This window comes from Paenibacillus algicola (genome assembly GCF_005577435.1).
In the GTDB taxonomy this organism is placed as follows: Bacteria; Bacillota; Bacilli; order Paenibacillales; family Paenibacillaceae; genus Paenibacillus_AQ; species Paenibacillus_AQ algicola.
Genome location: NZ_CP040396.1, coordinates 885697 through 898352, shown reverse-complemented (window position 1 = coordinate 898352; position 12656 = coordinate 885697). Strand labels below are relative to the sequence as shown.

Sequence of the window (12656 nt, the reverse complement as noted above, 5' to 3'; positions counted from 1 at the left end):
TCTTATTATCATATAAAGCGAAAAAAATTGCACGAGCCAAACCTGCTCCAATTAAAACAAGACCGTGCATATGACATGCACGGTCTATAGGGGTATAGCGATGGAGCTTCATCCACATCTCTAATCTAAATGAGTCCCGATTCTTGCAAGAGCCTTTGCACGATCGCTGCAGCTTCTGCCCGGGTGATCGCATCCTTCGGTGCAAGCTTTTGACCGCCCTTGCCGTGAATGATACCTGCTTGCAGGGCATTGGCCGCTTGGCTCTTAGCCCAATCCGCAATCTGTGCTCCATCCGCAAAGTGAGCCAGAATCTCCTTCACATGCTGCTGCTCTACATTCTCGTACAAGCCTGTAAGCGTCATGGCTCGCGACAGCATAACCATCGCTTGCTCCCGAGTGACCTTATCCGTTGGATGGAACAAGCCGTCCTGGAAGCCGCTAATGAGCCCGTATTGAAATGCAGCTTCAACTGCGCCTGCATACCAAGCAGAGGCTTCTACATCCGCAAAGGCTGTAGATCCCTCTTCAGCCTTCAATCCCAAAGCCTGAACCATGATAGCAGCAAGCTCTGCACGTGTGATCTCCTGGTTCGGGCTAAACACACCTTTTCCCGTCCCGTTCACAATCATTCTGGAGCCCATATCATGGACAGCGTCTTTGGACCAATGCTCCGCAGTATCACTAAATTCCACGGGGTGCCAAATCACCGCGTAAGTGCTGTTCGTCAAGCTGTTCATAACGACCGAATACCCTCCGTTAGCTTCCACTACTTTCGTAGGCACATGCCGGATGCTTCCATCGACATCTATAACAATGCCGGTTGTAATTTGGGAAGGATCTACCCCCGCCGGCAGCTTCAAGGAACGCTCAACATAAGTGTCGAAGCTCTGAATATCCACGATTTTTTCTTGATAAGAGGCCTGAATGGAAAAATCCACGGGCGGAACAGCAATGCTGAATCCCCCATCCGCCGCAGCCTGTTGAACAGCCTGCTTCATATCTTCATGGGCATCCGCCATTGAAATCTGAATTTTGATATCTGAGAGCTTAACCTCCTGGCCAATCTGGTTAGAAATGGCATCCATATTGATTTGCCCTGCAGGTATCGTGTAAGCCGCTTTGTCCGTTTGAATCTGGATTATCGCCTGCTTCTGTTCCATATTTTTCACCATCTGCCCATTCAACTCACCAATGACAAGGCTCGCTTTGCCTGGAACCGGAATGGTCACAATGGCATGATCTCCTTCAGCGGCCAGCTTTTCATTCAGCTTCTCCGGATCTACCACAACCGTCGCGACAGATCGGTTACCTGCGGTTGACTGAATGAGGGTTCCCGCTTTTTCAACCTTTCCGTTTACCAGAACCTCCACCGCTTGAGACCCAGGCTGACTCGGGACTGAAGTCGAAGGCGGTGTTTCTACTGGAGGCAGTGTAGCTGGTGGATTAGGCGCTGGAGGCGCCGGCTGTGGATGTACAACTTGTTTGACGTTCAATGTCACGCTCGACAGGTGATCCGCCGTCAACGTAATCGTTGCCATGTAGGTTCCTGCTGCCAAGCCGTCCTTTGCCTTAACTGTGAAGCTTCCCTCTTCCCCAGGTTGCAGCACTTGCTCGACCGGAGTCAGCTCAAAATCATCCACATCCCCTGCGGTCAATGCCACCTTCAGGTTCTCCAGAGCTTCGGTTCCCGTGTTCCGTACAACTGCCGACTTCGTCTCCTGAGTTCCTGATGCATAGCCTGCCGTTACAGACTTTGCGGTCAGGTCCGCAAGTTCTCCAATGCGGTAGACCGGTTCAGCAAGGACACCTGCCGACATGTTGCCAGAGAATAGTTCATGGCCCGCGGTATCCCTATACGTGATCGTAATGGCTGCAGCACGGGTTTCAGTTAAACCTTTAATGTCAAAAGCACTGCCTGTATTGTTACTTACAGTCACTGCAGAAAGGTCCTGGTCCTCAGCGACAGCGGTTAAGATTCCGCCAGGATATACATTAGAGTAATCTATCGTTACGGAATCTCCTTTGTTGATCAACACATCACCTAATGGTGCAACAGCAGGGATGTGACTTCCAAAAAACACCCGTATAATGTTATCTTTTTCAACGTCTGTATTCATCGGGATAATATCCTCGTAGACATACGGCTGGTTGTCAATAAGGCGCTGGGCTACAACCTTATACTGGATATCATTGAGCGGATGTTCCTCCGTAACTAACTCGAGCATGCTGAGTGAAAGCTCCAATGATGCTGCTACGATTCCATGATCATCACTTTCGATCGGGAGGAATAATATCATCATTAAAGGCAGCGTTTCTTCAAAATCACTTCGGATCTCATCCACACTTTCATAATTGGTGTATTCCTTGAATGACACCAAATTGTCTGCTATGAGATTTTTACTGGTATCCGACAGGTTGTTGTACGTCCATCCCTTCATGAGAAAACCATACACTTCTCTTATCGACTCATCTAGGAATTGTGCGATGTCAGTATCTAATGCATTTCCTGTCGCAGGATGCTCCAGCACTGCCCGCATTGCTGAATAGCTTGCTGCGTTGTTGGCTTCGGCTACAGGGTCATAGACCGGTACCTTGTGCGGTTCATAAGCTGCGACTTTGCCTTGCTCATCAATGGTTTTCACGATTTTCGAATTATATTGGTTGTCCCATCGTGTCACATATAGAATATTATTGCTGTCTATGGCCACACTTTGTTCGATCGATGGAATATTTCTCTCTGGGAAAGCGGTCTCCAAGAATCCATTATTTCTCACTTTCCATAGAGCTGGTGGACCGTCCTTATTGGTAATATAAACTTGTCCTTGCTTATCGACCGTCATGGCTGGATACATAAAATCAACAAACTGCTCGCTAGATGTTAACGTTTTATGGGTTATGCTCATGTCTGTTATCGTGTATAAGTTATAATCATTCTGATCACCTGTAGCAATAACATATACATTCCCGTCTCCCCCTGTACTCATGGCTCTAACCCCGTCTGCAGGGATCTCGGGCACCGGTTGAGGCTGGGGATCACTCTCCCTCGTGTCTATGCTATGAACAGTATTGTTGTTTATGTAGTAAAAAACCCCATTACCTGTAACCCCTGTGAACTTCGGAGGAATATCCGTAGCGATATGAGTTTCATGCTGATTCGTATCGATTTTCAGCAAATCCCCATTGGTTTCTTTAACAATATATATATTCCCTGCACCATCTACTGTAAAAGCGGCTACATCTGCATAAACATCCGTCACAACACTCGTAGTCCGATCCACTTTTTTCAGAAATCCTGTCTGCCCATTATGAGTGCGGACATAGACATGATCATCTCGATCCACCTCCACTTCTACGGCATTCAGAAACGGATTGTCCATAGAATCTGCTTCACTAACCGAAGACGGAAACATACTGAACACCATCAAGCTGATCAGCATCCAAACCAACCATTTTTGTTGTTTCATCCTTTGTTCTCCTCCCTAGAGTTAAAAATATGACGGCTTCACCCATCACAATATGGATCTCATTCTAGCAAAGAGTTCTTACTTTTTTCTTACATGGGATGCCATGCTTCGACATAAATACGACCGTGAAAAGACATCAAGGCGAGGGCTGATGAGTGTTTGACCTTGTATAGTAAAAAAGCAGGGGCTCACCGCCCCTGCTTTCAATTTCCGCCTTTGGTTTTGAGAAATTTACGAGCGCGAGTTGAAACGCAACCAATGTTCACCACCACCCATTGGATCGTTTAGAGGTGCCATCTATCCGTAAATATACTTATTCGCTCCGTTATCTACAATAAGCTGGATATTTTTTTCTTTATAATGTACCTCTATTCGACCTGCTAGCGTCTCGATTTCTAGCTGAAAAGCTTCAAGCGCTTGAGGAATACTTGGGTTGAATCCGATCTTCGTCCAGCCCGGTTCTGCCGATGACAGACCAATAAAATCTTCTATTAGAATTAATATTGGAGCACTAGCCCATGGATGACACAAACTTGTATTCCACTTATGCTCTTTGGACCAGCTCTCAAAGCAGGTAGTGGCACCTTCCTTGATCATTGTCGCCCAGGAATTTTCATCCGTGGATGTAATCAAATCGTATGCAAGCTCATGTTCACCTGCAGATGTAAGAGCTTTCAGGACAAAATATGCCATATATACACCGCAAGACAGACGCTTTTTCCGAATAAATTCGATTACAGGTTGTTTCTTCCCAGAAGGTACTAATCCGAATAACAGTGCTAATGCATTAGAATGTAAAGAGGAATGAGTGGAGCCTTCTGCATCGACGAACAAGCCGGTTTCCTCATTATAGAAGGTCTTAATATAGGCATGATACAAGCTTGTCAGCTTTTGCTCATCTGAACATTCACCGAGGATGCTGCTAATCTCCGCCACCGTTTCATGGGCTCCATAATAAAAGGCATTTAAAACATTGTGACAGCCAGCGCCAACCGGCTTTCTTAGATCAAAATCGTATCCGTCTCTAAGCCCCTCCGGCCAGTCTACCAGGTTCCATTTATCCGTCACCCGCTCCAGGAGTCCGTCACATCTTTCATAGGCAGCGAAATGCTCTAATATCCCTAAAGCATGCGGATACATCTCACGTAGAAATTGAATATCGCCGCTCATTTTGTAATATTTCAACAGCTGCACTGGCCATTGCAGAGAAAAATCGGCAATTTCTTGCATGTAATGTCCGGGTGCAACAGCCATAAGTCCTGGGCAAACCTTGGAGGAGAGGATGACATAATCCAGTAACGCTTTACGGAATAATCTAAGATCGCCGCTTAAGTAGGCTTGGGATGGAGCTATTATTGTATTGTCTCCCAAGTACTGTCCCTTCTCGCGCGACGGACAATCCACATACCCCTCTTGAGAGCCATATTTCACCCCATTCCGACAGATTGACCAAATATTGTTTAACAAAGAGTCAGAGGATTCGAAGATACATGCGTCCTCCTTCATCGGGTAATGCCTCACGATTGCTGCTATACTCGTCAAATCAACGTGAATCCCCGGTTCATAAGACAATAGCTCTACATAACGGAACGCTTTGTAATCAAAAAACTCAAACTCGTCAACGCCACCCGACAAGGTGCATACCTCTTGATAAGTACAATTACATCTCATCTCATAACGAACAGCGCCATCGTCCTGAAGCTCTTCACCATATCGAACCTCAATTTTGTTTCCAGCCTGTCCGCTAGCAGTGAACTTCACTTGTCCCGTCACTTCTTCGCCAAAATCTATGCGGTAATGCCCCGGCGCCGCTTGTATTATTTGAACAGGAGACTTCTCATATACCGATACAGGAGGGGTAGGCTGCAGATACAGCACATGATCGGTGGATTGGACAACAGCCTCTTCCCATGAAGAGTCGTCAAATCCATTGGCTTTCCATTCCGGCTGCTTGAGCCGCAGGTCAAGGGGCTCTCCAAATTGTGTATCATACCCTATGATTTCACCGTGACCGTATTCTTCCGTATTCCAGCATCTCCAGGTTGAATCCGTATGCACGAATACCTCATCATCGATTCGAAGCTCAGCAATCATACCTTGCCGATTGTCACCACTGTTATACGCTCTGCAGATTAATCCGTGATAATAGACGTGAACAGCAATTACATTGGGCCCAGGACGAAGAAGCTCCGTCACATCGTAACGATTATAATAGTAATGATCAAATGTAGACTGGGCTGGTCCTTGACCTGCCAGATGCCCATTGATATATAGCTTGTAGTAATCATCAGCTGTAATATCCAGTACAGCGCGCTTCATGCTTTTATCCAGCTCGAACGATTTCCTAATTAACCAGTGACGATTGGCTAGATCCACTCTGTGCTCTATAGCAACAGGCTTGCTCTGTTCTTTATGAAAGAGATTGTCAGGAGGGGACACCCCTTCAAACGCCTTATCCATTAACCAGCTTGCTGACCATACTTTATCCATGTTATCGCTCCTTTGGCATGATCCTTATATGCTCGAATCAAAAATGAATGTCCTTGCGTATGCCCTGAATTTCCTTCCGCTTCCACTGTCCAGGACTAATTCCTTCTACCTGCTTAAACACGCGATTAAAATGATGTATGTTTTTAAAGCCTACCTCCGGTGCAATTTCTTTAAGCGTCAGTTCCGAATAGGTCAGTAATTCCTTGGCCTTCCCGATTCGGAGCTCTTTGATATACATGGAGATCGATTGCCCGCATACTCGCTTGAACATTTGTCCCATGTAATTTTTATGAAACCCGATGCGTTTCGCCATATCCGCCACTCGCAGCTCGCCCGAATAGTGATGCTGAATATATTCCTTTGTCCGCTCAACGATTGCCTGTCCATCTTCCGTCCCAGACAATACCTCCATACCTAATAAGCGGCTATGACTGAAGGTCTGTGCCTCTGTTGATTTTCTATGGAGCATGTACACGATTTTCAACAAATTCAAGCTGGCCATCTCGCGAAAAAAAGGCTGTTGATGCGTTCCCTCATATTTGATCTGCTCCAGCAAAACCACCATTTCCTTGGGCACCGTCGCATGCAGTCCAATAATTTGCTTCATCAGTTGGTTTAACCTGGTGCTGTGAATGCGGAATTTGACATCAAGTGTTTTGACAACTGATTGGTTATCATGAATAAAGCCATGTTCTACTCCAGGAGAAATAACGGCGCAATACCCACGATTTAACGGATATGGCTCCCCTCCATATGAGAAATTAATGTCTCCATTAATCAAATAAATGATTTGATAATAGTCATGAGCGTGCACAGCCAGTTGTATACCTTTTTCGTAGTCATATCGCGATACCCAGATCAACTCTATCTCCAATTTGTGCATAGGCACCCCCCCCGTTCCACCAGCACAAAACCTTCCTTCAGATAAATAATGCCTTCATCCAAGCAAAGACTTCTCCCTATGCAGCCTTTACAATAGTAGCAGGACAACTTAACTTGATCCGCCTATAACACTGACAGGAGTGAGCTCTAGTGAACATAAGCAAGGATTTCCCCACCTATACTGACTTTAATCCACTTGTTCCGGTAAGATGTATAACCCCTCACACAGATGGCTGCTTTCATCGTTTTTTCGACACCTCGCCGATCAGCCCTTCCGGACGTTATGCCGCGTTGCTTCAGCTGCCGCAAGAGCAGCGACTGCCAGAGCCTGGTGAAGCGGCTCATATTGTGCTCGTTGATTTGCATACAGCGGAGGAGCGAATCGTCTCTCCAACCTACGGCTGGGAGACACAGCTGGGCGCTAACATCAACTGGGGACCTGACGACGAATTTATTTATTACAACGATGTTGATCCAGAGACGTGGCAAGAGCTGTGTGTACGTCTGAACCCGCATACCGGGGACAAAAAAATAATGAAGGGAAGTATCTACAAAATTTCACCGGACGGCAAAACGATTATATCCGCATGCACCAAGAGAATGCGACGCACGCAGTATGGTTACGGCATCGTTGTTCCTGACGAGCATGTGCCGCGTAACTATGGCTTCCGGGATGATGACGGTTTATATACTTTGGATACAGAAACCGGCGAGAGAAAGCTGTTAGTCTCCATTCAGGATGTATTCGACCGCGCCGAGCCTACTATCGATAAGGAAATGTACAAGCATGGCGAATGTTATGGCTTCCATTGCAAATTCAACCCGCAAGGCGATCGTATTTTATTCACCATGAGATGGTTTCATACAGATGAACAGCAGCCATGGAACAAAATCGCAGAGGGTCTCCGGTTTTGGGTTGTCACCATGAATACAGACGGCAGAGACATTCGTGTCGCGGTTGGGCCGGAGCAATGGAAGAAGGGCGGTCATCATATTAACTGGTTCCCTGACGGACAGAGACTCTCTATGAATCTATGTCTGGATGACGACAAGCAATTGTCATTGGTCCAAGTTGATGCGAATGGCTCCAATATGAAGAAGATCATCGACAACATTCCCGGCTCAGGTCACCCCACCGTCCATCCGAATGGATTGCATATGGTGACGGACTCCTATGAGCAAGAGAAAGTAGCCTTCGGCGATGGAACGGTGCCTCTGCGCTTTATTAATCTGCAGTCGGGTAGGGGAGCAACAATCGTTCGAATCCCTGTCGCCAATCCGGGAACGAAGGTGACGAATGCGCTTCGCGTAGATCCTCACCCTGCTTGGACTCCAGATTTTAAGCATCTTGTATTCAATGGCTTTGTAGGAGGCACCCGCCGGGTGTTCATTGCTGACATGTCCGGCTTGGTGGGAACAGACTTCTAATATGCCGGATCATCTGTATCTATATCATCAAGTGCAAGAAAGCAGCAGATTTGCAGTCTGCTGCCTTCTTGTCATTGATAATGATTAAAATCCTACCTTAAATTTCATCTTCGCGGTTGGTTTGGGGTTATTCCGCTCATACCCAGGTATGTTCGGGATGCTGGATTGCGTATCTTGAAAGAGCAGCATCTCATCGGGATCCTCAGGGATGCTTTGCTTCGGATAGCGAATCCAGTCATCCCCGTCAATCGGTGCTGTATAACCCTCATCTTTGAAGAAGGCGATGAGATCCTTCTTCATTTGTTCAGTCTGCTCTAGATACATTGGATTCCCCGCTCGATTCCTTGTCTCATCAGGGTCAACCTTAAGATCGAAGAGCCATTCCTTATCGTCAGGCGCGGAGTAAATATATTTGAAGCGATCACTGACCGCCATGTACATACCATAGTCATTACGATGATATTGAGCGGCAATCCATTCTCTTTTCACGGTGCCATTAGCGATATCAAGAAGGCTTTCACCGCTAAGCGGAGTCTCAGATTTTGTTCCTGCGGCTTGTAAGAAGGTTGGCATAATATCAACGAGAGAGACTGGCTTCTCACAACGCTGGCCCCTTGGTCCGTTGGGATCGACAACAATCAAAGGCACACGAGCACCGGAATCTAAGAAATTCCGTTTCCCCACACAGTTATAATCGCCTAGCATCTCTCCGTGGTCGGAAGAGAACACGATTAATGTATTCTCCAATAGTCCGTTTTCCTCCATATAGCTGAGCAGTCTTCCTATTTGATAATCAATGAAGGAGATGGTGCAATAGTAAGCTGCTTTCATCACACGCATCAAGTTGTCGTCAATCCCTTGATCGCGACCCTTATATCGATTCTGGAATCGATTCCAATACGAAATCAGTTTTTCACTTTCTTGCGGCCTTTTGGGGAGCGGCATTTCCGGTCCTCGGTACAGCTTGTTCCAAGGGGTCGGGGTCTCAAATGGTGGATGAGGCTTAATATAGCTCGTCATGAGCATAAATGGTCGTTCTTGATCACGCTGCTTCAGGAAATCAATGCTTCGGTCCGTTACCCAGGTCGTATTATGCAGCCGTTCGGGAAGCTGAGAAGGCTGCGGAATATAGTAATATTCACTGCGCACGCCCTGCGGGTCGTGAACATGCTCGTAACCATTTTCCTCTAGGAAGATTTTAAAATCATCCCGCGGTCCGCCTTCCTCGCTGACATCTCTCGATTCAAATCCCCATAATGTAGATGTCGGTTTATCTCTGAAATTAAAGTGCATCTTTCCTACGCCGTGCGTTTGATACCCCTGGTCAGCGAGCAGCTCCATAAAGCTGCGATGCCCCTCGGGCATACGTTCATTGATAACGCAGTCGGTTCGGTGAGGAAGCTGGCCGGTATGAAGCGAGAATCGTGCCGGAACACAGACTGGACATGGGCTGTATGCCCTTGTGAACGAAATTCCGCTTTCAACGAGTCGATCCAACACGGGGGTCTTAATCATTGGGTTGCCGAGCGCAGCAATCGTATCGTGCCGTTGTTGGTCTGTAAATAGAAACAATATGTTCTTCTGAGTCATAGATCATACTCCTTCCGCAGTTGCTTGTTACCTATTATACGGCGTAGGTTGGAAAAGAGCTTTGGACAAACTGCATTGCTTTTTGTCCTTTCTGAGTCTTTAATCGGCTGCGAGGTTTCGCATTATCGCTTTATTTAACGGAGAGGGCTTGACGTCTAGTCATTGTAGGCGAAATTCCCATTTTTTTCTTATAGATTCTTGAGAAGTAATGAATATTTTTATATCCGACAGCATCTGCGATCTCCTGAATACTCATAGAAGTGGATAGCAGCAATTCAACCGCTTGACTGATTCGAAAATTCATCAAGTACTGATGAAGGGAAACGCCTGTAGACGTTATCACTAATTTATTGACATGGGCCGGATGAAAGTGAAATTGTTTAGCAATGGCCTCGTTAGTTAAAGGCTCGCGATAATTCTCCTCAATGAACTTGAGAATCATCTCGGTCATCTGCCACGACACGTCTCCCTCCCCGTCTGACATAATAGATTGGCGCGCAAGCAGCAGAAGTAGAGTTTTGCATAACGCACCGGCAGACTCTTCCCAGTATATTCGCTGCCCCATATATTCTTTAACAATATCCCTTAACAGGGCTTCGATACGAGCTTGGGCATGGACTATTGTCACCGGAGGGAAACCAGAAAAATCCGTAAATCGAACAGGTTGTAAGGTATGGCTCATATGAAATTGTATCCCTAAAATAATCAGAGGTTGATTGGGGTCCGAAGAGATTTGATGCTTCGTGCCTGGTCCCCAAAAACAAAGCATGCCCTTCCTCATTTTATATTCTTTATCATCAATGGAGATGGTACCGAACCCGTCTTGAATATATTGAATCTGGTAATGGGGAATGACCCTCTCACCCGTTGTGAATCCAGGGGTCAATACATTACGGGCACTGCGAAGGATGACCGGAGCTATGTCCGCTACCGAGACCAATACATCATTGCAGCTCATGAATCTCACCACTTTCTGGCTTTTGATTAACTATAAAAAACAAACACCCCGTAATCAGGGCGTTTGTACAATCTAATTAAATTCTTACTCCATCTAGCCTTTTACCGCACCTGCAGCGACACCTTTTGTAACATGTTCTTGCATTATAATGTAGAGAATTATTGTAGGCAAAGTAGCTATGACTAATGCAGCCGTGAGACTTGCGTAATCAATGCTGTATTCCTCATTAAAGGATAATAATCCAATGGGAAGTGTTTTCATCGCTTCGTCAGAAATGAACACCAACGCATATACAAATTCATTCCACACGTGTAATGCAGTAAATATCGCAACCGTTGCTAATATGGGTTTGGATAAGGGAGTATAGATTTTGAAAAACACAGAATATATGTTACAGCCGTCCATATAAGCGGCTTCATCTAATTCTTTGGGCAGTTGCAAATAAAATCCATATAATAAGAACACTGCGACCGGAAGCGAGAATGACACATAAGGAAAAAATAATGCCCCGTAAGTATTCAACAAATGCATTTTGTTTAGCATCACAAACAGGGAAATCAAAGTACTGTGAATGGGAATCATCATACCAAGTAAAAATAAAGAGAGAACAATCTTACTGCCCTTAAATGGTCTGCGCGCAAGAATAAATGCGATTAATGAAGCAGCTAGAAGCGTGGCAATAACAGTAATAATCGTAATCCACACACTGTTCAACAAATAATTCTGAATGCCATTTTCCCATGCATTCACATAATTGGATAGCTGAAGATTTTCAGGAAATCCCCATGGGTTTGCATGAAATTCAGAATTAGTTTTCATAGAAGATATTATCATCCATACTAAAGGATAGCCAGTAATCAATGTATACACGAATAAAAAAAACAGCTTAATTACTTTCGACATATTATCCCCCTAGTACTCTACTGCTTCGCGTCTAAATAATTTGTTAAGCACTATTGCAAGCAGTACGCCTAATAAAAACAAAAATATTGAAATCGTGCTGGCATAGCCGAAATCATAAAACCTAAACGCTTGTTTGAACATATATGAGGCAATGACCTCGCTGGATCCATTGGGACCGCCATTTGTCATGATATAAATCAAATCAAAATATTTTAATGAATTAACAATACAATAAATAATGGTGAAGTTAATAACATGCCAGATTAACGGAATCTTGATTTGGAACAGCAACCTGTATTCAGAAGCTCCATCCATTTTGGCCGCCTCCAGCACGTCATCTGGAACATTCTGAAGTGCAGCATAATATACGACCATATAAAACCCTATATATTGCCAACTAACAACCGCAATGATTGAATTTAACGCAGACTCAGTCTCGCCAAGCCATACACGTGTCCAATCATCTAAACCTACAGCGCTAAGCACTTGATTAAGCAGGCCGACATTAGGATCATAAATCAATCCCCATAGCACACCTACAACTGAAGTCGAGAGAACGACAGGCAAGAAAAAGACTGTTTTAAAAAAACGAATGCCTCTTTTAATCTGTCTGCTTAACAATACTGCTAATAGCAGCCCTACAGGCAGTTGAATAACTAGAGCCCAGAAAGTCAGTAAGCCTGAATTCATGAGCGTCTTATATATAACTGCATCTTTCGTTAAATTAAAATAATTATCAAAACCTATAAATTCCTTATCGGAAACGCCGTCCCATTGGAAGATACTATAATAGAAGCTGTAAATAATAGGTATGATCATGAAGATAAGATAAATCAGCATAGCCGGAGACATAAATACAATACGATTGATCCATCCTTTTACTCCTTTTTCCATGAAACCTTCTCCTTATGAGTAAATAGGGAGTCACCCTGCGGTGACCC

The 12656-nt window shown here is 45.1% G+C and carries 8 protein-coding genes; 1 reads left to right on the top strand and 7 read right to left on the bottom strand.

Annotation, left to right across the window (positions count from 1 at the left end; translation table 11 throughout):
* Positions 1-125: 125 nt before the first annotated feature.
* The 3 genes from E6C60_RS03980 to E6C60_RS03970 form a co-directional block, all read right to left on the bottom strand.
* Positions 126-3464 carry an S-layer homology domain-containing protein gene (locus E6C60_RS03980; protein WP_138224643.1) on the bottom strand — a complete coding sequence of 1113 codons (3339 nt, stop codon included), beginning with the start codon at positions 3462-3464 and terminating at the stop codon, positions 126-128.
* 297 nt (positions 3465-3761) lie between these two features.
* The gene (locus tag E6C60_RS03975; RefSeq protein ID WP_138224642.1) at positions 3762-5954 is read right to left on the bottom strand and encodes a family 78 glycoside hydrolase catalytic domain; all 2193 of its coding nucleotides are present in this window, start codon (positions 5952-5954) and stop codon (positions 3762-3764) included.
* A 37-nt stretch (positions 5955-5991) separates the two neighbouring features.
* Positions 5992-6837 (bottom strand): helix-turn-helix domain-containing protein, encoded by an 846-nt coding sequence (locus tag E6C60_RS03970; RefSeq protein WP_138224641.1) that lies wholly within the window; start codon positions 6835-6837, stop codon positions 5992-5994.
* A gap of 149 nt (positions 6838-6986) precedes the next feature.
* Here E6C60_RS03970 and E6C60_RS03965 point away from each other — a divergent pair, with 149 nt between their 5' ends.
* Positions 6987-8264 carry a TolB family protein gene (locus E6C60_RS03965; RefSeq protein WP_138224640.1) on the top strand — a complete coding sequence of 426 codons (1278 nt, stop codon included), beginning with the start codon at positions 6987-6989 and terminating at the stop codon, positions 8262-8264.
* 84 nt (positions 8265-8348) lie between these two features.
* On the opposite strand, the gene E6C60_RS03960 is transcribed toward E6C60_RS03965, so the two are convergent.
* The 4 genes from E6C60_RS03960 to E6C60_RS03945 all read right to left on the bottom strand — a co-directional run bounded on the left by E6C60_RS03960 (position 8349) and on the right by E6C60_RS03945 (position 12609).
* Positions 8349-9854: a sulfatase family protein gene (locus E6C60_RS03960; RefSeq protein WP_138224639.1), complete on the bottom strand. Its 1506-nt coding sequence runs from the start codon at positions 9852-9854 to the stop codon at positions 8349-8351.
* Positions 9855-9984: 130 nt separating this feature from the next.
* On the bottom strand, positions 9985-10812 hold the full coding sequence (locus tag E6C60_RS03955; protein WP_138224638.1) for an AraC family transcriptional regulator: 828 nt from the start codon (positions 10810-10812) through the stop codon (positions 9985-9987).
* Between the two features lie 93 nt (positions 10813-10905).
* Positions 10906-11715, bottom strand: a complete 810-nt coding sequence (locus E6C60_RS03950; RefSeq protein ID WP_138224637.1) for a carbohydrate ABC transporter permease — start codon at positions 11713-11715, stop codon at positions 10906-10908.
* 9 nt (positions 11716-11724) lie between these two features.
* On the bottom strand, positions 11725-12609 hold the full coding sequence (locus tag E6C60_RS03945) for a carbohydrate ABC transporter permease (protein WP_138224636.1): 885 nt from the start codon (positions 12607-12609) through the stop codon (positions 11725-11727).
* Positions 12610-12656 lie beyond the last annotated feature (47 nt).

Bases quoted from the DNA above. Each gene is read 5' to 3' on its own strand.
- E6C60_RS03980 (WP_138224643.1), bottom strand. From the start codon at position 3,464: ATGAAACAACAAAAATGGTTGGTTTGGATGCTGATCAGCTTGATGGTG.
- E6C60_RS03970 (WP_138224641.1), bottom strand. From the start codon at position 6,837: ATGCACAAATTGGAGATAGAGTTGATCTGGGTATCGCGATATGACTAC.
- E6C60_RS03945 (WP_138224636.1), bottom strand. From the start codon at position 12,609: ATGGAAAAAGGAGTAAAAGGATGGATCAATCGTATTGTATTTATGTCT.
- E6C60_RS03950 (WP_138224637.1), bottom strand. From the start codon at position 11,715: ATGTCGAAAGTAATTAAGCTGTTTTTTTTATTCGTGTATACATTGATT.
- E6C60_RS03955 (WP_138224638.1), bottom strand. From the start codon at position 10,812: ATGAGCTGCAATGATGTATTGGTCTCGGTAGCGGACATAGCTCCGGTC.
- E6C60_RS03975 (WP_138224642.1), bottom strand. From the start codon at position 5,954: ATGGATAAAGTATGGTCAGCAAGCTGGTTAATGGATAAGGCGTTTGAA.
- E6C60_RS03960 (WP_138224639.1), bottom strand. From the start codon at position 9,854: ATGACTCAGAAGAACATATTGTTTCTATTTACAGACCAACAACGGCAC.